The organism is Lichenicola sp. GTC18331 (assembly GCF_055386855.1).
In genome coordinates, this window is sequence record NZ_AP045015.1 from 2,846,662 (window position 1) to 2,866,381 (window position 19,720).

Sequence of the window (19,720 nt, forward strand, 5' to 3'; positions counted from 1 at the left end):
TCAGAGCTTGGTCACCATCACCTGCGAGGTGGAGAGTTCCATCGGGTTTTCCGGCTTGTCGGCCAGGAACTCCTCGAACGCCTCGCGCACGCCGGCCAGATACGAGAAATCGTGGCTGATGATGACGCCGCCCGGCAGCATGCGCGGATAGAAGAAGTTGAGGCAGGCGAGGGTGCCTTCCTTCAGATCTACGTCCAGATGTACCAGCGAGAACTGGCGATCGGCGCAGGAAACGTTCTCGCCTGTGAACATCCCCTTGTGGAAATGCAGGTTGGGCTGATCGGCGAGATAGGCCTTCACCGCTTCGAGCGAGGCGGCGTAGTGGCCACGGCGCATGGAGGTGCGCTCGGAGCGGTCCGGGTCGGGCAGGCCTTCGAAGGTGTCGAACAGATGGAGCTCGTCCGGCCGTCCGCCCAGGCTGATCAGCTTGGCGGAGCAGCCCTGGAACACGCCGACCTCGGCCATGATCCCGCCCACGGCGCGCTGGGCGCGGGCGATCGAATGGATGGTGAAGGCCTCGTTGCCGCTGAGCAGGCTTTCGCGCTCGCTGCGGACGCGGCGGATGGTCTGCATCGCGCCCTTCTGCTTGTGGCCGCCCATGATGGCCAGCTCGACCTGGGCCAGCGAGCCGACGGTGAGGCGGCGCACGGCACGGCTCTTGGCGAAAAGCTGGTGGATGATGGCCTGGGCGCTGCGCGTGCGTGTGCGCGTCGGGCTGGCCGCGCGGCTGGTGGGAGCGGGAGCAACGAAGCTCTGCGCGGACTGGTCGGGAATCGTCGTTACTCCGGGATCGAACCGGCGCAGCGTAGCAGGGGAAAGCGTCCCGGTCGCCGGGCCGTGGGACGTGTTACGGCGTTTTCAGACGATCACCACGCCGGGAGGCGCTTGCAGGTCCGGCCCCTCGATTTCCAGCACCCAGAGATCCGGATCGCGCGAGACCTGACGGGCCACATAGGCGTCGGCCTCGGCTTCAATTACCGGCTCGTCGCCTGTGCCCCGGCTCCAGGCGGCTTCGCCATCGCGCGTGCGGGTCTGGGTGAGGACGACGGTGCGGCCGGCGCGGTCGCGCAGCACCAGCAGGATCGCGCCCGCGTCCTCGTCGCCCCGGCGCAGCACCATGCCGGAACGTCCCGACCCGTTGGCGGTGCGGACCATGGCGCTGGCGCGCAGGCCGGATTTCAGACGGGGTTCGGTCATGGCCTCGCGGCTCCTATTGGCCGATGCGCCGGTCCGACGGCGTCGGCACCAGGGCGGCCTGATAGGCGCCGGGCGTGTCCAGCAGGGTGCGCGCCGCGTCCAGATCGGCATCGCCGCCGATCGCCGCTGGGCAATGGGCGCGCAGTTCGAGGATGCGTGCGGTCGGCAGCGGCGAGCGCGCGGCGCGTTCGGCCATCACCGCCTCGCGCTGGTCGAACACGCCGTCGCTGAGATCCTGGAGCTGCCGGTCGAGCTCGGCCTGACCGAGCGAGGTGCAGACCTGCGGCATCACGCCCAGCCCTTGCAGCGGCCAGCCGAGCGGGGCGAGCACGCGGCTCCATGTGACGAACAGCTCGCCGCCATCGGGCATCTGCGCGATGTATTGCACCAGGCCCTTGCCCAGCGTGGAGGAGCCGACCACCACGGCGCGACGCTGATCGGCCAGGGCTGCGGCCATGATCTCGGCCGCGCTGGCCGTGCGCCCGTCCACCAGAACCACGATCGGCACGCCGTCGGTTAGGTCGCCGCCCTGTACCGCCCAGACATGGTTCGCCTGCGGGTCGCGTCCCTTAGCGGTGACGGCGACGCCGTGATCGAGCACCAGCGCCACGGAGGTCACGGCCTGTTGCAGAACGCCGCCGCGATTGCCGCGCAGATCGAAGATCAGCCCGTGCAGCTTGGGCCTGTGCGGATCGGGTTCCATCGCCTGTTCCAGGAACTGGCTGATCTCCTGCGCCGTGTCCGCGGAAAAGGCGGTGACGCGCAGGATGACGATGTCCTTGTTGCTGAACGCGAACACGGTTTCCGGCGGCACCTGGGCGCGGTCGAGCGTGTAGCGCGTTTCGTGGCGTCCGTTGGCTTCGGCCAGCACCAGGGTGACCTTGCTGCCGGGGTCGCCGAGCATCAGGTTGGCGGCGTCGGCGGGCGTCATGTCGCGCACCGATTGCCCGTCGATGGACACGAGGCGCATGCCGGAATTGATGCCCGCGGTCCAGGCCGGGCCGTTGGCGTTCACGGTCGAGACCACGAGCTGGCGCCCCTGTTTGACCAGGGTGATGCCGGCGCTGGCGGTGCCGCCGACGCGCGTGGTGCGGTCGGTCTCGGCCGGGGCCGGCGCCACGTAGCGCGAATACGGGTCGAGATGGTTGAACATCTCGTCGAAGAAGTTCTGGATCACGGCCTGCTGGCCCGCCTGCTGCACGGCGGGCGAGGCGGTCCATGCGGCCTGCGACATCGCGGCCATGAGCGCGGCCCAGCCCTGCGCATCGTCTTCCGCCGGGCGCGGGGCCGTGAACAGCGCGCCCTGCGGCGTGGACAGGATCACCTGCTTCGGCGTGCTGGTGACGGTGAAGGCCGGGTCGATCGCGGTCAGACCGTTCAGGCCCCAGAGGGTGAGTTCGGCCGCGCTGTGCGGCTCCAGCGTGCGCGGGCGCAGAACGGTGAGGGCGGTGTCCACCACGTTCCCGGTCAGCGCGCTGTCGAACGGAGGCGCGGGATCGGCCGCGCGGGCCTGGTCGGGCGCGGCGTGTGCCGCCAGCAGCAGAACCAGCAGAAGAACCACCACCGCCATGCGGCGCGCGTTCCTGCGCCGCCGGCCGGAGCGCTTCACGCCGTCCGGGCGTTTCTCCGTCCTGGGAGCGGCATCGGCCGCGGCGCTCGGCCGGACCCGCGCGAGCATGTCGGCGCCGGCGGCTGCAGCCAGCGTTGCCGCCGCCCGCACGCGATCCGGGAGTTTCGCCGCATCGACCGGCTTGCCGGTCCGTTTGGCGAGACCGCGTCGCATCGCCGCGATCACGAGCGGCGTCCGCCGTGCCGGGATGGTGTGGCGGGCGGATGATCGATCGCGAACAGCAGGCCGCCCGTCAGCGGGGCCGCTTCCACGAGCCGCACGGCGACAGTGTCGGCCAGACGGAAGGCGCGACCGGAAAGTCGTCCGACCAGAGTCCGTGCGGATTCGTCATGCATCCAGAATTCGCCGGCATCATCGTCTGGGGAGGACAGGGAAGCGACCGGCACCAGCCCCGTGGCGCCGCTCTCCGGCAATGTGACGAAAAGCCCGAACCGGGTCACTCCCGAAATGCGCGCGGAGAACCCCGCTCCGATTTTGTCTGCCATGTGTGCAGCGATGTAACGGTCCACCGCATCGCGCTCGGCCAGGGCGGCGCGCCGTTCGGTGGCGGTGATGTGTTCGCCCGTGTCTTCCAGCGCGGCAGGATCGGCAGGACCACCGGCATCGTCGCCCAGACGAAGGCCGGCGATCAGGGCGCGATGCACGCAGAGATCGGCATAGCGGCGGATCGGGCTGGTGAAATGGGCGTACTGGGCGAGGGCGAGACCGAAATGGCCCTGGTTCTCCGGGCTGTATTCGGCCTGCGACTGCGCCCGCAGCACGCATTCGTTGACGAGCGGCGCATCCGGGGTGCCGGCCACCTTCTGCAGGATCGCGTCCAGATCGGCGGGGCGCAGCGCGCCGGCGGGCTTGAGGGACAGGCCCAGCGTATCGAGAACGTCGCGCAGCGCCTCGATCTTTTCCGGCGAGGGCGGGGCGTGGATTCGATACAGCGGACTCTGGCGCAGCCGTTCCAGCTCCAGCGCCGCCGCGACGTTGGCCAGCACCATGAACTCCTCGATCAGCCTGTGGCTGTCGAGACGGGCGCGCGGCAGGATGGCCCGGACAGCGCCGTTCTCGATCACAACCTTGCGTTCGGGCAGGTCCAGATCGAGCGTGCCGCGCCGTTCGCGCGCGCCCTGCAAGGCGGCGAAGGCGCCGTAGAGGCTGTCGAGCAGCCCGTCGGGGAGCTGCACCGGCAGCGGCGCAGTGCCGTCCCGCGCCTTCTGCACCTGTTCGTAGGTGAGGCGTGCGGCGCTCTGCATCAGGCCGCGCCCGAAGCGATGGGCGTGGCGGGCGCCGTCCGCGCCGATGCGGATCTCGGCGAACAGGCAGCCGCGCGGCTCGCCGGGCTTGAGCGAGCACCAGCCGTTGGACAGGGCTTCCGGCAGCATCGGCACGACCCGGTCGGGAAAATAGACCGAGTTGCCGCGCAGACGAGCCTCGCGGTCGAGCGGTGCGCCGGGGCGGACGTAATGGGCGACATCGGCGATGGCGACGACGAGGCGCCAGCCGCCGGGGTGGTCGGGATCGGCTTCGGCGAACACAGCGTCGTCGAAGTCGCGTGCATCCTCGCCGTCGATGGTGATCAGCGGGATCGCGCGCAGGTCGGTGCGGTCGCCGAGTCCGATCGGGCCGGCTTCCTCCGCCGCTGCGAGACAGTCCGGCGGGAATTCGTGCGGGATGTCGTGGGTGTGGATGCAGATCAGACTGACGGAACGGGCATCGCCGAGCGGGCCGAGCCGCTCCACCACGCGCACCGGCTTGAGGCCGCCGTTCATCTGCGGCAGCGGCTCGGCGAGGACGATCTCGCCGTCCTCCGCGCCGCCGGTTTCGCCGGCGGGGACCGACCATTCCGCCTTGGTGCGCTTGTCGGTGGGGGCGATGCGCCCGGCTTCCGGGATCCGGCCGCGCCGGTAGGGTTCGGCATCGGCCGCGACCGGGCGGAACTGGCCCAGCACCCGTCCGGGGCGGGATTCGAGACGTTTCAGCGTGCGGCCTTCATAGCGTCCGGTGCCGATCGGCTTGAGCCGGGCCAGCACGCGCTGTCCCGGCGCCAGAGCGGGGCGGCCGCGCAACTCGGGATGCATGAAGATCACCGGAGGCGAGCCGGGTCCGGCCCAGTCCAGCGGGCGGGCCAGAGCGTCGCCGTCCGTGTCGGTGCCGGTGACCACCACGACGGCCTGTTCCGGCAGGCGTCCGGGGGCAAGGAAGCGCTTGTTGCCGGCGCGGGCGAGCTCGCCCTCACGCTCCAGCGTCTTCAGCAGTTCGCGCACGGCGATGCGGTGTTCGGGGCCGAGGCCGAATTCGCGGGCGACCTCGCGCTTGCCGACACGGCCCGGCGTGCGGGCGGCGAAGCGGCGGATCTCCTCGCGCGACGGCATGGTGCCGCCCGTCCGGGCGGGCGGCGCGGGGTCCGGCGTCGTCCCGGCCGGACCGGGGTCCGGTGCGTCGTCCCCGTCCTGGGTCGCCACGATCAGGGTTCCGCCGGAACGCGCCGGATCACGCGCCCTTCTTGGTCGCCGGTTTGGCCGTCTTGGCCGCGGCGGCACGGGGCTTGGCGGCGGCCTTCTTCTTCGCCGCCGGCTTGGTCTCTCCATCAGCCTTGGCAGCGGTCTTCGAGGCGGCCTTGGCGCCCTCCGCCTTGGCGGTCTTGCTCTTGGCGGCGACCTTCTTGCCGCCGCGCGGCTTCAGCGGCTTGCCTTTCTCGGCCAACAGCGGGATCGCCTCGTCGAGGGTGAAATCGTCCATGGAGCGTTCGCGCGGCAGGTTCGCGACCACCTGGCCGTGCTGCACATAGGGGCCGAAGCGACCCTTGCGGACCAGCACCGGCTCCTTGTCCTTGGGGTGCTCGCCGAGCGTGCGGACGGAAGCGAGCTTCTTGCCGAGAACGTCCATCGCCCGGTTCATGCCGACCAGCAGGATGTCGTCGTCCTTGTCGAGCGAGGCGAAGATGGCGCCCATCTTCACATAGGGGCCGAACCGGCCGATCCCGGCCTCGATCGGCTCGCCCATCTCGGGATGCACGCCGACCAGACGCGGCAGGGACAGCAGCCCGACCGCCTGTTCCAGCGTGACCGTGTCGCCCTCGAAGCCCTTGGGCAGGGTGGCGCGCTTCGGCTTGGCCTTCTTGTCGTTCGGGTCCGGCTCGCCCTGCTGCACGTAGAGCCCCCAGGGGCCGCGCTTGACGACGATGTCCTCGCCCGTGTCGGGATGCGTGCCGAGCGCGCGCATGCCGTCCTTGAGTTCGCCGCCGCCGTCGCCGTCCTTCGATTCGACCAGACGGCGGGTGAACTGACAGGCGGGGTAGTTGGAACAGCCGATGAACGAGCCGTAGCGGCCGAGCTTGAGCCCGAGCCGTCCGGTGCCGCAGGCAGTACAGACGCGCGGATCGGTGCCGTCCTCCCTGGGGGGGAAGAAATGCGGGCCGAGATCGGCGTCGAGCGCGTCGATCACGTCGGAGATCTTGAGATCCTTGGTCTGCGCGACGGCGTGCGAGAACGCGTCCCAGAATTTCCGCATCACCTCCCGCCAGTCGGCGCGGCCGTCGGAGATGTCGTCGAGCTGTTCTTCCAGCCCCGCGGTGAAATGCGGATCGACATAACGCTCGAAGAAGGAGGTGAGGAAGGCGGTGACCAGACGGCCGCGATCTTCCGGCACGAAGCGTCGCGCGTCGAGGCGCACGTAGTCGCGGTCGCGTAGCACGCCCAGGATGGAGGCGTAGGTGGAAGGACGGCCGATGCCGAGCTCTTCCATCCGCTTCACCAGGGACGCTTCGGAGAAGCGCGGCGGCGGCTGGGTAAAATGCTGGTCGGCGGCGACCGGACCGCGCTTCAACGGGTCCTGTTCACGCATCGGCGGCAGCATGCGGCTTTCGTCGTCGGCCTCCTTGTCGCTGTCGTCGCGGCCCTCGCTGTAGAGCTTGAGGAAGCCGTCGAAGGCGACGATGGAACCGGTGGCGCGGAGTTTGGCGCTCTTGTCGGCGGCGTCGATCTCGACCGCGACCTGATCCAGCTCGGCGGACTGCATCTGCGACGCGACGGCACGCTTCCAGATCAGCTCGTAGAGCCGCTTCTGTTCGTCGCCGAGATAGCGGCCGATCTCGGCCGGGGTGCGCGAGACGTCGGTGGGTCGCACCGCCTCGTGCGCTTCCTGCGCGTTCTTGGCCTTGGAGGAATATTCGCGCGCCAGGCCGGGCAGGTAGTCGCGGCCGAACGCCTCGCCGATATGGGCGCGGATCTCGTCCACAGCCTCCTTGGCCATCTGCACGCCGTCGGTTCGCATGTAGGTGATCAGGCCGACGGTCTCGCCGCCCAGCTCGATGCCTTCATAGAGTTGCTGCGCCGCGCGCATGGTGGCCTGCGCCCCCATGCCGAGCTTGCGGCTGGCTTCCTGCTGCAGGGTGGAGGTGGTGAACGGCGCGGGCGGGTTGCGCTTGACCTTGCGGCGCTCGACCGAGCCGACGGAGAAGGCGCCGGCTTCCACCGTCGCCTTGGCGGCCAGCGCGGCCTTCTCGTCGCCGAGATCGAACTGGTCGAGCTTGCGTCCGGCGAGATGGGTGAGGCGGGCGGTGAAGGGCGCGCCGGCCGGCGTATTCATCTGGGCCTGCACGGTCCAGTACTCGCGCGGCTTGAACTTCTCGATCTCGGCTTCGCGCTCGCAGATCAGGCGAAGCGCCACCGACTGCACGCGTCCGGCGGAGCGCGAGCCGGGCAGCTTGCGCCAGAGCACCGGAGACAGGGTGAAGCCGACCAGATAATCGAGCGCGCGACGGGCCAGATAGGCCTCGATCAGCGGCATATCGAGGTCGCGCGGCTTCTTCATCGCCGTCTTGATGGCGTTCTTGGTGATCTCGTTGAACGTCACGCGCTGCACGTCGATGCCGCGCAGCAGCTTGCGCTCTTCCAGCATCGCCCGGACGTGCCAGGAGATCGCCTCGCCTTCGCGATCCGGGTCGGTGGCGAGGTAGAGCGTGGACGCGCCCTTGAGCGCCTTGGCGATGGCGGTGATCTGCCGGTTGCCGCGCTCGTCGGCTTCCCAGTCCATCGCGAAACCCTCGTCCGGACGCACGGAGCCGTCCTTGGGGGGCAGGTCGCGCACATGGCCGAACGAGGCCAGCACGGTGAAGCGGTCGCCCAGGTATTTGTTGATCGTCTTCGCCTTTGCGGGCGACTCGACCACGACGACGTCGGTCATAAGCACTCCGGGTCCGCTGCCGGGGAGGAAGAAAACCGGCCGGGCTCATCCCCGCCGGAACCAGTGGGCTGACGCTCCTCAGCCCGGCCAGGTGCGGTCGGCGAGCAGGCCAACCCGGTTTCCGGGATGGGATTCGACCCTGCCGGCGAGCTCCAGCTCGGTCAGGACTGCCAGCACGGCAGAAATCGAGAACTGGCAGCGACGCACCAGATCGTCAACTGGCGTGGGGGTGTGGCTGAGCAGCGAGACCACGGCCTGGCGCACCGCGCCGAGCTGGTCCCAACTCTCCGGTGCGTCCGCACCCCAGCCGGACCGGGACTCGGCGAACCCGTCCGGACCCAGCCCGTTCGGCAGCTCCGGCAGATGGCGCAGCACATCCTCGGCGTTCTCGACCAGATGCGCTTCCCGCTTGCGCAGCAGGTTGTTGGACCCCCGGCAGCGCGGGTCGAGCGGGCTGCCCGGCACCGCGAACAGCTCGCGTCCGTAATCGAGGGCGAGATCCGCGGAGATCAGCGTGCCGGATTGCGGTGCTGCCTCCACCACGAGGCAGCCCAGCGACAAACCAACCACCACCCGGTTGCGGCGGGGGAAATGCTTGGCGATCGGCGCCGTGCCGAGCGGGGCCTCCGCCACCACGCAGCCTTTCTCCGCGATGCGCGCCTGCAACCCTTCGTGTTCCGGCGGGTAGGGGCGGTCGAGCCCGCCGGCGATGGCGGCGACGGTGGGGCCGACATGCAACGCCCCGTTATGCGCCGCGCCGTCGATGCCGCGCGCGAGACCGGACACGGTCACCAGCCCGGCCCCGCCGAGATCGGCGGCGAGCGCTTCGGCGAGGCGGAGACCGTTGTTGGAGGCATTGCGCGCCCCCACGATCGCCACGGCCCTGCGATGCAGAATGCGCGGGTCGCCCAAAACGGCGAGCACCGGCGGCGCGTCGCCGAGCTGCGCCAGAAGCGGGGGGTAGTCCGGCGTGCCCAGCACGAGGAACCGGCCGCCGAGGCGGGCGAGGGAAGCGATCTCGTCCTCGGCCTGAGCGGCGCTCGGTGTCCTGGGCGCGCGGTTCTTGTCGGTGTTGACGGAGGGAAGCGCCGAAACGGCGGCCTCGGCGTCGCCGTCGAAGCGGCGCATCAGCCTCCGGAAGCCGATCGGGCCGATCCCCTCGGTGCGGGCGAGACGCAGGCTGTGGATCAAGGCGGGGGTCATCGACGCGGCTCTCGGAACAACGAGATCGTTTCTATTGCGTTCCGACGACGGATTGAAGCCGACGCGACAGGAAGAATCACCTCTTGTCATTATCAAGACGACCGGTCTATTTAATCCGCATGAACGCCGTCGTTCCTCCCCGCCGTCGTGGCCGGCCCCCGAAAACGCTCGGTGGATACAGCGAAACGCGCGACGGGCTACTGCATGCCGGCATGGTGGTGCTGACCGAGAAAGGCTTCTCTGCCGTCGGGCTCGACGAGATCCTGCGTGCGGTCGAGGTGCCGAAAGGCTCGTTCTATCACTACTTCGACAGCAAGGAGGCGTTCGGCCTCGCCGTGGTCGACCGCTACGCCGCCTATTTCGCCCGCAAGCTGGACCGTTTCCTCGGCGACGACACCGTCCCGCCGCTGCAACGGCTGGCGCGTTTCACCGAGGACGCCGAAGCCGGCATGTCCCGATACGGCTTCGCCCGCGGCTGCGTCGTGGGCAATCTCGGCCAGGAGATGGGGGCGCTTCCGGCGTCGTTCCGGGCGCGCCTGCTCGACGTGTTCGCCGACTGGGAAGCCCGTACCGCCCGCTGCCTGGAATTGGCACGCGATGCGGGAGAGATCGGCGCACGGCACGATCCGAGACAGCTGGCGGCCTTCTTCTGGATCGGCTGGGAGGGCGCGGTGCTGCGGGCGAAGCTCGAGCGGCATGGCGCGCCGCTGCGTCTGTTCGCCGACAATTTCTTTTTGCTGCTGCGGGCCTGAACTCTTTTTTTGCCCGGCTCTAGACGATCGGTCTAATTCTTTGAGGTCTCTCATGGACGGTGTTTCGGCGTCACGCATTCCTGCTCCCGCTCCCGGCCCCTTGGCCGGCCTGACCGTGCTCGATTTCTCGCGCGTGCTGGCGGGGCCCTATTGCACCATGATCCTTGCCGATCTCGGGGCGCGGGTGATCAAGATCGAGCGCTTCGGCACCGGCGACGATACGCGCGCCTTCGGGCCGTTCCTCGACGGCGAATCCGCCTATTTCGCCTGCTTCAACCGGGGCAAGGAAAGCATCGTCCTCGATGTGAAATCGCCCCGGGACCGCATCCTGCTCGAACGTCTGCTCGATCGGGCCGACATCCTGGTGGAGAATTTCCGTCCCGGCGTGATGGACCGGCTCGGCTACGGCGCCGCGCGTCTGGCCAGAACCCATCCGCGTCTGATCTACGCCTCGATCTCGGGCTTCGGACAGACCGGGCCGTTCGCCGACCTGCCAGGCTACGACATGGTGGTGCAGGCCATGGGCGGCATGATGAGCCTGAACGGCTGGCCCGACGCCGCACCGGCCCGTGTCGGCACCAGCATCGGCGATCTCGGCGCCGCCTTGTTCGCCACCATCGGCATCCTGTCCGCCCTGCACGGGCGGCAGCGCGACGCGCAGGGACGCAGGGTCGATATCGGCATGCTCGACTGTCAGGCCGCCTTGCTGGAAACGGCCTTGGCGCGCTGCGATCTCGAAGAGTCGGTGCCGACGCGCACCGGCGATGCCCATCCGTCGCTGGCGCCGTTCGAGAGCGTCGCCGCCGCGGACGGTCGTTTCGTCATCGCCGCCGGCAATGACGGGCTGTTCCTGCTGATGGCCGACGCGCTGGGCGATCCCGGCCTGGCCCTGCATCCGTGGTTCTCGAGCAACGATCTCCGTTGCCGCAACCGGCCGGCTCTGCTGCGCGCAATCGAGACGATCACCGCTAGCCGACCGGCGCAGCACTGGATCGATCGTCTCACGGAGGCCGGCGTGCCGTGCGCGCCGATCAACACGGTCGAGCGCCTGTTCGATCATCCGCAGTTGCTGGCGCGCAAGATGATCATCCGCGTGGCCGGGCGGAACGGCCGCACCGTCCGCACCGCCGGCAATCCGATCCGGATCGGCGACGCGGAGAACGACGTTTCGGTGCCGGTGTCGGCTCCCGGTCTGAACCAGCACCGCGAAGCCATTCTGGACGAGCTGGCCGGTGACGATCGTGCGTATGCCCCGGCGGCCATGGTCGCGGATGACGGCCATCCGCCCGCAAAGCGCCCCGGCTAGGACACCATCCGACCGAACGGACCCGCCCGGCGGACGAGGCTGCCCGTCGTAACGATCGCGTGGTCCGGCGGAACACTCTCCATCAGCGAAAGGTTCGCACCATGTCCAAGACAACCACTGCCGCGCGCGACGTCGTGCCCGCTCCGGCCGGAGCCGTGTCGCCGGACGGTCTGTCCGGCCCGTCCACCATCCTGGTGGAACGGCGCGAACGGGTCGGGCTGATCACGCTCAACCGGCCCAGGCAACTCAATGCCCTGAACCGGCAACTCGCCGGAGAGATCCTGGCGGCCCTGCGCGCGTTCGATGCGGACGAGAATGTGGGTGCGATCGTCATCACCGGGTCGACGCGCGCCTTCGCCGCCGGCGCCGATATCGAGGAGATGGCGGAGATCCCGTTCGTGGATTTCCTGATGCACGATTTCCTGGCCCCATGGGACGAGATCCGGGCGATCGGCACGCCGATCATCGCCGCCGTGGCCGGCTACGCTCTGGGCGGCGGTTGCGAACTGGCGCTGCTGTGCGATTTCGTGATCGCCGCCGAGGATGCGCAATTCGGCCAGCCTGAAATCAAGCTCGGCGTCCTGCCGGGTATCGGCGGGTCGCAACGCCTGGCGCGCTCTGTCGGCAAGGCGATGACCATGGACATGGTGCTGACCGGCCGCACCATCGGCGCGGCCGAGGCGAAGGCGATCGGGCTGGTGGCCCGGGTGGTGCCGCCCCAGGACCTGTTGCAGACCGCGCTCGAGGCGGCCCACACCATCGCCGGCTACAACGCGCCCGCGGTTCGCATGGCCAAGCAGGCGGTGAATCACGCCTTTGAAGGCACGTTGTCGGACGGGCTGCGCCATGAACGGCTGCTGTTCCAGGCGGCGTTCGCGACGGAAGGGCAGAAGGAAGGCATGAGCGCGTTTAAGAGCAAGCGGGCGCCGGTCTTCCGGCACCGCTGAACCGGGGGGCGGCCTTGTCCGGCCGGAACCGCGTTTCAGGCGGTCTTCTTGCCGATCCGTGGTTCCGTCCCGTTCAGGATGCGCTGGATGTTGCCCCGGTGCCGGACGAAGACGATCGCGGCGATCAGCAGCCCGGCCCAGAGGTTCGGCGCGCCGGTCCGGCCGAAGGCGAACAGCAGCAGCACGGCCGGCAGGGCCACGAACGCGGCCAGCGCGCCGGCGGACGAGATCTTGGTCAGCCGCGCCACCAGCAGCCAGACGAGGCAGCAGATCAGCCCAGCCCGCCAATCGAGCGCGAAGGCGGCGCCGAGACCGGTGGCGACGCCCTTGCCGCCGCGAAAGCGCAGCCAGACGGGAAAACAATGGCCGAGCACGGCGCAGACCGCGCCGAGCGCCAGCACGGCCGGGGCGAAAAACGGCCAGGCCAGGGCGCAAAGGACCGGGCCCGCGAAGCCCTTGAGCCCGTCCAGCAACAAGGTGGCGGCGGCGAGACCCTTGCGGCCCGTGCGCAGAACGTTGGTGGCGCCGATATTGCCGGAGCCGATGGCGCGGATGTCGCCCGCGCCGCCCAGCCGGGTGAGGATCAGGCCGAACGGGATCGAGCCGATCAGATAGGACACGATGGCCGTGCCGATCAGCGCTTCCACCGCCAGCGGGCTCATCCGAACACTCTCCGCCCGTTCTTCCACGTGCCGAGGACGCGGCCTTCGAGGGCGCGGCCGTCGAATGGCGTGTTCTGCGCGTGGCCGGGGAGCTGGCCCGCGATCACCTTCCAGCCGCGTTCGGGGTCGAACAGGCAGAGATCGGCCGGTGCGCCTGCCGCCAGGGTGCCTCCGGCGAGGCCGAGCAGCCGGGCCGGGGCGGTGCTGAGCAGCTCGATCGCGCGCGACAGGCTGATCGCCCCGTCATGCACGCGGGCGAGCGTGACGCCGAGCAGGGTGCTGAGGCCGACGCCGCCGGCCATGGCCTGCGCGAAGGGAAGGCGCTTGTCGTCCGGGTCGCAGGGGGCGTGGTCGGAGGCGACCGCGTCGATGGTGCCGTCGGCGAGCCCGGCGGCGATCGCCATCCGGTCCGCTTCCGGGCGCAAGGGCGGGGACAGCTTGGCGTAGGTGCGGAAATCGCCGATCGCGGTTTCGTTCAGGTCGAAATAAGGCGGGGCGGTGTCGCAGGTGACGCGGATGCCGTCGGCCTTGGCCTGGGCGATGACGCGCACGGTTTCGGCGGTGGAGATGTGCGCCACATGCAGCGCGCCGCCGGTGAGCTGGGCCAGACGCACGTCGCGCGCGACCAGGATCGCTTCCGCCGCCGCAGGGATGCCGGGCAGGCCGAGCCGTGTCGCCAGCTCGCCTTCGGTGGCGACGCCGCCGCGCGCGAGCGAGGGTTCCTCCGGGTGTTGCACCACCATCGCCCCGAAGGCGCGGGAATAGGACAAGGCCAGACGCATCAGGCGGGCATCGGCGATGGCGCGGGTGCCGTCGGTGAAGGCGACGGCGCCGGCTTCGCGCAGCAGGCCGAGCTCGGCCATCTCCTTGCCCTCGCAGCCGCGGGTGAGCGCGCCGTAGGGCAGGATCGACAGTCGGCCGGTTTCCTCGCCGCGTGCGCGCAGAAGGCGCACCAGGGCGGGGTCGTCGATGGCGGGCACGCCGTTGGGCAGGGAGGCGACGGTGGTGACGCCGCCCGCATTGGCGGCTTCGGCCGCTTCGGCGATGGTTTCGCGGTATTCGTGGCCGGGCTCGCCCAGGGCAACGCGCATGTCGACTAGGCCGGGGCACAGAACCGCGCCCTGGCCGTCGACGATCGTGGCGCCCTCCGGCGCACCTTCGGCGGGGGCGTCGATGGCGTCGATGCGGCCGTCACGGACCAGCAGGCGGCCGGGGCGATCGAGACCCGTGGCGGGGTCGATGAGGCGGACGCGGTCGAAGAGAGTGATGGTCATCGGTTCGCCGTAAGCGCCGGGGCGCTGCCCCGGCCCCCAAAACTGGGTTCCAAGGGCTTCGCCCTTGGTAGGGTCCAGGGGCAACGCCCCCGGCCGTCGGAGACGGGTTTCATGCCATCTGCATTCTGGAAAGCCGATCCAGCACCGCCATCCTGACGGCCACGCCCATCTCGACCTGTTCCTGGATCACGCTCTGCTGCGGATGGTCCGCCACCTGGCTGTCGATCTCCACGCCGCGATTCATCGGTCCCGGATGCATCACCAGCGCGCCGGGCTTGGCCTTGGCCAGACGCACCGTGTCGAGCCCGTAGAAGCGGAAATATTCCCGCGCGCTCGGCACGAGGCCGCCCGACATGCGCTCGCGCTGCAAACGCAGCATCATCAGCACGTCGGCGCCTTCCACGCCGTGATCCATGTTGTGGCAGACCTCGACGCCGAGCCGGTCCACGTCGGCCGGCATCAGCGTCGGCGGTCCGACCACACGCACCTGGCTGCCCATGGCGGTCAGCAGATGGATGTTGGAGCGGGCCACGCGCGAATGGGCGACGTCGCCGCAGATCGCCACGGTCAGCCCTTCGATCCGGCCCAGATTGCGCCGGATGGTGAGCGCGTCGAGCAGCGCCTGGGTCGGGTGCTCGTGCGTGCCGTCGCCGGCATTGATCACGGCGGCATCCACCTTGCGCGCGAGCAGGGCCGGCGCGCCCGACTGCGCATGGCGCACCACCAGCAGATCGGTGCGCATGGCGTTCAGCGTCGCCGCCGTATCCAGCAGCGTCTCGCCCTTGTTCACCGAGGAGGTGGACACGGACATGTTGATCACGTCGGCGCCGAGACGCTTGCCGGCGAGTTCGAACGAGGTGCGGGTGCGGGTGGAGTCTTCGAAGAACAGATTGATCAGCGTGCGGCCGCGCAGCAGGTCGCGCTGCGTCTTGCGCGAGCGGTTCAGTAGGACGTAGCTCTCGGCCAGATCGAGGAAAGGCTCGATCCGGCTCGGATGCATGCCCTGCAGGCCGAGCAGATGACGCTCGGAGGCGGTGCCGCCGAAGAACCCGCTGCTGCCCCGTCCCTCAGCCACCGATCGCAGCTCCGATGCGCGCCATCACCTCGTCCCGGCCCAGCGCCGCCGCCGTGGCGTCGATTCCCGGGCTCATGGAACTGCCCGTCAGCGCCGCGCGCAACGGCTGCGCCACCTGACCGAGCTTGCGGCCCTGTTGTTCGGCGAATTGTCGGAGCGCCGCGTCGATCTCGGCCGGCTCGAACGGGTGGACCGGGGCCAGGGCCGCCGCCAGATCGCGCAGCAGGCCGCGCGCATCCGGCGTGAGCAGGGAGGACGCCTTGGCATCCATCGGCAACGGCACCTCGCGCGCAAGGAAGGCGGCGCTGTCGGCCAGATCGACCAGCGTCTTCGCGCGCTCCTTGAGCCCGCTCATCAGCACGCGGATGCGTGTGCGGGCGGTCTCGTCGAGACGCAGGCCCTCGCGGCCTTCGAGCCGTTGCAGCACTTCGGCGGTGAGGCGGTCGTCATCGGCCTGGCGCAGCCAGACGCCGTTCAGATGCGACAGCTTGGTGTAGTCCATGCGGCTGGCGGAGCGGCCGACGCCGTCGAGATCGAACAAACGGATCTGCTCGTCGCGCGACAGCACCTCGGCATCGCCATGGCCCCAGCCGAGGCGCAGCAGGTAGTTGTTGAGCGCTTCCGGCAGGAACCCTTCCTCGCGGAACTCGACCACGCTCTGCGCGCCGTGGCGCTTGGAAAGCTTGGCGCCGTCCGGCCCGTGGATCAGCGGCAGATGGGCGAAAAGCGGCCTTTCCCAGCCCATCAGCGCGTAGATCTGCGACTGGCGGAAGGTGTTGGTCATGTGGTCGTCGCCGCGGATCACGTGCGTGATGCGCATGTCGTGATCGTCGCAGACCACCGCGTGCAGATAGGTCGGGCTGCCGTCGGCGCGCAGGATGATCATGTCGTCCATCTCCGCGTTGGCGACGCGGATCTCGCCCTGGACGAGATCGTCGACCACGGTCTCCCCCTCCTGCGGTGCGCGCAGCCGGACGGTGTAGGGCGCGCCGGGCGGGGCTTCGGACGGGTCGCGGTCGCGCCACATGCCGTTGTAGCGCGGCGGACGGCCCTCGGCCTGCGCCTGTTCGCGCATCTGCTTCAGCTCGTCCTGGGTGCAGAAGCATTTGTAGGCGTGGCCCTTGGCCAGCAGCTCCAGCGCCACCTCGGTGTGCCGGGCCTGACGCGTGGACTGGAACACGGCCGGCTCGTCCGGCGTCAGCCCCATCCAGTCCAGACCCTCGAAGATCACATCGACGGCGCGCTGCGTGGAGCGTTCCTTGTCGGTGTCCTCGATACGCAGCAGGAATTCGCCGCCATGGTGGCGGGCGAACAGGAAGTTGAACAAGGCGGCGCGGGCGTTGCCGATATGCAGCAGGCCGGTCGGGCTGGGCGCGAAACGTGTACGGACGGTCATGGAGCGCTCTCCTAGCACGGGCCGTTTGCGCACGCACGATGGCGCGACACGCGATGCTGGAGCGCGCCTGCCCGATTTGCTAACATTTCGTCAGTGTCTGGTTCCGCCCTCCTTCGCATACCGGCCGGGCGCCGCTTTCCCCCCGCCCTGAGCGCGATCGGGATGGCGGCCGGGCGCGGCTGGGCTTCGGTCCGCACCGGGCTGGACGCCGATCGCGACCGTCTGGTGCTGTGGCTAGCGCCTCTGGTCGGCGCGGGGATCGTCGTCTACTTCACGCTGCGGAGCGAGCCGCCCGTGTGGATGGGTCTCGCGCCGGTTCTCCTTCTGCTTCCGCTGCTCGGGTTCGCCCGGCGCAGCCGCATCGCACATTCGCTCGTGGCCGCCCTGCTGGCGGTGTCGGTCGGGTTCCTGGCCGCCGAACTGTCCACCCGGCATCGGTCGCCGCTGCCCGCCCTGCCGCGCAAGGCCACGCTGCTGACCGGGCGGGTCGGCGCGATCGATCTGATGTCGGACGGCCGGCGTCGCGTGACGCTGGACGGCGTCTCGATGGCGCTGGCGGCGCCGCCGGAGGGCGTGTCCGCGGCGGTGCCGCAAACGGACCGGTCGTTCCGGGTCCGGCTCCGGCCGGATGATGCGGCCGTGCTGCATGTCGGCGACCGGCTGCGGATCCGCGTCCTGCTGCGTCCGCCCGCCGCGCCGGATTTTCCGGGCGGACGGGATGGCCAGCGCGACGCGTTCTTCGGCGGGCAGGCCGGTTCGGGGCGGGCCTTGTCGGACGCCGTGGTGCTGGCGCCTGCGACGGAGCGCGGGTTCTGGCCCTGGCTGCGCCGGACGCGCGAGGCCGTGGCGGCACGGATTCTGCAAATCCTGCCGGGCCCGCGCGGTGCGGTGGCCGCGACCATGCTGACCGGTCTCAGCACGTCGATCCCGCAAAGCGATCGCGACGCCTTCGCCGCTTCCGGCCTCGCCCATCTGCTGGCGGTGGCCGGGCTGCATCTGGGCGTGGTGATGATGTTCGGGCTGGCGATCGTCCGGTCCGGGCTGGCGGCGTGGGAATGGGCGGCTCTGCGTCTGCCGTGCCGGCAGATCGCCGCCTTGTGCGCGCTGGCCCTGGGCGCCGGCTACATGCTGCTGACCGGGCTGCATCTGCCGGGATTGCGATCGCTGGCCATGGCGACGGTGGCGGCGCTGGGTCTGCTGATCGGCCGGCGCGCGGTGTCGATGCGCGGGCTCGGCTTCGCCGCGCTGCTGATCCTGCTGGCCAGCCCGGCGACGCTGCTCGATGTCGGGTTCCAGATGAGCTTCGCCGCGGTTCTGGCGCTGCTGGCCGGCTACGAGGCGGCACGTCCGCTGTCGCGTCGTCTGCATGGCCCGGATTGGCGCGGCAAGCTGGCGCTGCACGTGTTCCAGCTCTTCTTCACCTCGCTCCTGGCCGGTGCGGCGTCTCTGCCCTACGCCGCGTTTCATTTCGGCCGGGTGCAGTTCTATTTCGTTCTGGCCAATCTCCTCGCCGTGCCGATCACGGCGTTCTGGGTGCTGCCGCAGGGCATGCTGGCGCTTCTGGCGATGCCGTTCGGCCTGGACTGGCCGTTTCTGCGTGCGATGGGCGGCGGTATCGATCTGATCCTGATGCTGGCGCACGGGGTGGCGGCGCTGCCCGCAGCGAGCCTGCCCGTGCCTTTGGCCCCGGTCTGGGGACTGCTCTCGGTCAGCTTCGGTTTGATCTGGCTGTGCCTATGGCGGCGTCGCTGGCGGTTCCTGGCGGTGCTGCCGATCGTGCTGGGTTGCGCGTCGCCCTGGCTGCGTGCGGAGCCGGATCTGCTGGTGTCGCCGGATGCGTCGCTGATCGCGGTGCGCGAGCCGGGGGCGCTGGTGCTGGAAGCAGGGTCGCGGGGCGATCCGATGACCCTGGGGGACTGGCAGAAGGCGCTGGCCCGTCTGGCCCCGCCGATCCCGATGCCGGATTCGGGGGCGCCGGCTTCCGACATCACCTGCAACCCGGTGGCGTGTCTGCTGCAACGGCGCGGGCAGACAGCGTTGTTGATGCAGCCGTCGCATGGACGGCCCGGGGCGGACGACGACACCGACGAGGAGTCCGGGCTGGAGCCGGGCGACTGCGACGGCGTCTCGGTGTTCGTGTCGCCGTCGCCGTCGCGCGGAGCCTGTTCCGGCGTTCCGCGCATCGACCGCTTCACCGTCTGGCGCGAGGGGCCGCAGGCGGTGTGGCTGACACGGCACGGTGTGCGGATCTGGAGCGCGCAGCGGGATCGCGGCCGGCGGCCCTGGGTGCCGCAGGGTCCGGGCCGGCCGCGTCCGACCTTGCCGATGGCGAAGGCGGAATGAACCGGTGATCAGGCTGCCGGCGCATCCCGCTTGTCGGGATAGCGGCACCATTCGCGGCCGGCGCAGTGCCAGCATTCCGGCGCGCGCGCCTTGCAGACGTAGCGTCCATGCAGGATCAGCCAATGATGCGACGCGCGCAGGCGTTCGGCCGGGATGCGGGCGACAAGGCCGTCCTCCACCGCGCGCGGGGTCTTGCCCGGTGCAAGCCCGGTGCGGTTGCCGAGACGGAAGATATGCGTGTCCACCGCCATCGCGCTTTCCCCGAAGAACACGTTGAGCACGACGCTGGCAGTCTTGCGGCCGACGCCGGGCAGGGCTTCCAGCGCGGCGCGGTCGCCCGGAACCTGCCCGTCATGCTCGGCCAGCAGCTTCGCCGACAGCGCCACCACGTTGCGTGCCTTGGCGCGCCAGAGACCGATGGTGCGGATATGGCGGGCGACGCCCTCCTCGCCCAGCGCCACCATGGCGGCAGGGTCGGGCGCGTCCCGGAACAGCCCCGCCGTGGCCTTGTTGACCGAAACGTCGGTCGCCTGCGCCGACAGGACCACGGCCACCAGCAGGGTGAAGGCATCGACATAGGTGAGTTCGCTTTCCGGCTCCGGATTGGCCAGGGCGAGCGCTTCGATGAAAGAGGCGACATCCTTGCGCGACATCGGTCGTGCCGGGGGGCGCGGGTCTGGGCGAGCGGGTTTCGGCGGCATCGTGGCTCCGGGTTTCGACACCGCCGATTCATGCGGGTCAGCACCGTCTAAATTAGATG

General features: G+C 69.9%; 15 protein-coding genes. 4 read left to right on the plus strand and 11 right to left on the minus strand.

The genetic code is table 11. The features are described from left to right. From ACZ5BM_RS12975 to dprA, 6 genes are all read right to left on the minus strand, one after another. The gene (locus tag ACZ5BM_RS12975) at positions 1–648 is read right to left on the minus strand and encodes a class I SAM-dependent methyltransferase (protein WP_498908514.1); all 648 of its coding nucleotides are present in this window, start codon (positions 646–648) and stop codon (positions 1–3) included. Positions 649–858: 210 nt separating this feature from the next. Then, positions 859–1,197: a DUF1491 family protein gene (locus ACZ5BM_RS12980; RefSeq protein WP_498908515.1), complete on the minus strand. Its 339-nt coding sequence runs from the start codon at positions 1,195–1,197 to the stop codon at positions 859–861. A gap of 13 nt (positions 1,198–1,210) precedes the next feature. Further along, positions 1,211–2,992 carry a S41 family peptidase gene (locus tag ACZ5BM_RS12985; RefSeq protein ID WP_498908517.1) on the minus strand — a complete coding sequence of 594 codons (1,782 nt, stop codon included), beginning with the start codon at positions 2,990–2,992 and terminating at the stop codon, positions 1,211–1,213. Continuing rightward, positions 2,989–5,190 carry a ribonuclease R family protein gene (locus tag ACZ5BM_RS12990; protein WP_498911622.1) on the minus strand — a complete coding sequence of 734 codons (2,202 nt, stop codon included), beginning with the start codon at positions 5,188–5,190 and terminating at the stop codon, positions 2,989–2,991. Before ACZ5BM_RS12990 ends, ACZ5BM_RS12985 begins: the two co-directional genes overlap by 4 nt. Positions 5,191–5,308: 118 nt before the next feature. Continuing rightward, the gene (gene topA, locus ACZ5BM_RS12995; RefSeq protein ID WP_498908518.1) at positions 5,309–8,002 is read right to left on the minus strand and encodes a type I DNA topoisomerase; all 2,694 of its coding nucleotides are present in this window, start codon (positions 8,000–8,002) and stop codon (positions 5,309–5,311) included. 78 nt (positions 8,003–8,080) lie between these two features. Beyond that, positions 8,081–9,205 carry a DNA-processing protein DprA gene (gene dprA / locus ACZ5BM_RS13000; RefSeq protein WP_498908520.1) on the minus strand — a complete coding sequence of 375 codons (1,125 nt, stop codon included), beginning with the start codon at positions 9,203–9,205 and terminating at the stop codon, positions 8,081–8,083. A gap of 119 nt (positions 9,206–9,324) precedes the next feature. On the opposite strand from dprA, the gene acuR reads away from it, so the two are divergent. From acuR to ACZ5BM_RS13015, 3 genes are all read left to right on the plus strand, one after another. Beyond that, complete coding sequence (acuR, locus tag ACZ5BM_RS13005; RefSeq protein WP_498908522.1) at positions 9,325–9,957, plus strand: acrylate utilization transcriptional regulator AcuR; 633 nt, start codon at positions 9,325–9,327, stop codon at positions 9,955–9,957. A 52-nt stretch (positions 9,958–10,009) separates the two neighbouring features. Further along, on the plus strand, positions 10,010–11,263 hold the full coding sequence (locus tag ACZ5BM_RS13010) for a CaiB/BaiF CoA transferase family protein (protein WP_498908524.1): 1,254 nt from the start codon (positions 10,010–10,012) through the stop codon (positions 11,261–11,263). 101 nt (positions 11,264–11,364) lie between these two features. Next, positions 11,365–12,210 (plus strand): Clp protease/crotonase-like domain-containing protein, encoded by an 846-nt coding sequence (locus tag ACZ5BM_RS13015; protein ID WP_498908525.1) that lies wholly within the window; start codon positions 11,365–11,367, stop codon positions 12,208–12,210. A gap of 35 nt (positions 12,211–12,245) precedes the next feature. Here the strand turns inward: ACZ5BM_RS13015 and plsY are convergent, their stop codons facing one another. The 4 genes from plsY to gltX form a co-directional block, all read right to left on the minus strand. Continuing rightward, entirely contained in the window at positions 12,246–12,872 is a 627-nt protein-coding gene (gene plsY, locus ACZ5BM_RS13020; RefSeq protein ID WP_498908526.1) for a glycerol-3-phosphate acyltransferase, read from the minus strand. After that, positions 12,869–14,146, minus strand: coding sequence for a dihydroorotase (locus ACZ5BM_RS13025; RefSeq protein WP_498908528.1), 1,278 nt, complete (start codon positions 14,144–14,146; stop codon positions 12,869–12,871). Before ACZ5BM_RS13025 ends, plsY begins: the two co-directional genes overlap by 4 nt. 109 nt (positions 14,147–14,255) lie before the next feature. Further along, the gene (locus ACZ5BM_RS13030) at positions 14,256–15,221 is read right to left on the minus strand and encodes an aspartate carbamoyltransferase catalytic subunit (RefSeq protein WP_498908530.1); all 966 of its coding nucleotides are present in this window, start codon (positions 15,219–15,221) and stop codon (positions 14,256–14,258) included. Continuing rightward, positions 15,214–16,617, minus strand: a complete 1,404-nt coding sequence (gene gltX / locus ACZ5BM_RS13035) for a glutamate--tRNA ligase (RefSeq protein ID WP_498908532.1) — start codon at positions 16,615–16,617, stop codon at positions 15,214–15,216. Before gltX ends, ACZ5BM_RS13030 begins: the two co-directional genes overlap by 8 nt. A gap of 162 nt (positions 16,618–16,779) precedes the next feature. On the opposite strand from gltX, the gene ACZ5BM_RS13040 reads away from it, so the two are divergent. Then, a complete protein-coding gene (locus tag ACZ5BM_RS13040) occupies positions 16,780–18,960 on the plus strand; it encodes a ComEC/Rec2 family competence protein (protein WP_498908533.1) in 2,181 nt (726 codons plus the stop codon). Between the two features lie 8 nt (positions 18,961–18,968). On the opposite strand, the gene nth is transcribed toward ACZ5BM_RS13040, so the two are convergent. Beyond that, positions 18,969–19,613, minus strand: a complete 645-nt coding sequence (gene nth, locus ACZ5BM_RS13045) for an endonuclease III domain-containing protein (RefSeq protein ID WP_498908534.1) — start codon at positions 19,611–19,613, stop codon at positions 18,969–18,971. Between the last annotated feature and the right edge of the window lie 107 nt (positions 19,614–19,720).

Excerpts from the sequence above, each read along its gene's own strand:
- topA (WP_498908518.1), bottom strand. The coding sequence starts at position 8,002 with ATGACCGACGTCGTCGTGGTCGAGTCGCCCGCAAAGGCGAAGACGATC.
- ACZ5BM_RS12980 (WP_498908515.1), bottom strand. The coding sequence starts at position 1,197 with ATGACCGAACCCCGTCTGAAATCCGGCCTGCGCGCCAGCGCCATGGTC.
- acuR (WP_498908522.1), top strand. The coding sequence starts at position 9,325 with ATGAACGCCGTCGTTCCTCCCCGCCGTCGTGGCCGGCCCCCGAAAACG.
- ACZ5BM_RS13010 (WP_498908524.1), top strand. The coding sequence starts at position 10,010 with ATGGACGGTGTTTCGGCGTCACGCATTCCTGCTCCCGCTCCCGGCCCC.
- ACZ5BM_RS13025 (WP_498908528.1), bottom strand. The coding sequence starts at position 14,146 with ATGACCATCACTCTCTTCGACCGCGTCCGCCTCATCGACCCCGCCACG.
- nth (WP_498908534.1), bottom strand. The coding sequence starts at position 19,613 with ATGTCGCGCAAGGATGTCGCCTCTTTCATCGAAGCGCTCGCCCTGGCC.
- ACZ5BM_RS13040 (WP_498908533.1), top strand. The coding sequence starts at position 16,780 with ATGGCGGCCGGGCGCGGCTGGGCTTCGGTCCGCACCGGGCTGGACGCC.
- gltX (WP_498908532.1), bottom strand. The coding sequence starts at position 16,617 with ATGACCGTCCGTACACGTTTCGCGCCCAGCCCGACCGGCCTGCTGCAT.
- ACZ5BM_RS13015 (WP_498908525.1), top strand. The coding sequence starts at position 11,365 with ATGTCCAAGACAACCACTGCCGCGCGCGACGTCGTGCCCGCTCCGGCC.
- plsY (WP_498908526.1), bottom strand. The coding sequence starts at position 12,872 with ATGAGCCCGCTGGCGGTGGAAGCGCTGATCGGCACGGCCATCGTGTCC.
- dprA (WP_498908520.1), bottom strand. The coding sequence starts at position 9,205 with ATGACCCCCGCCTTGATCCACAGCCTGCGTCTCGCCCGCACCGAGGGG.
- ACZ5BM_RS12990 (WP_498911622.1), bottom strand. The coding sequence starts at position 5,190 with ATGCCGTCGCGCGAGGAGATCCGCCGCTTCGCCGCCCGCACGCCGGGC.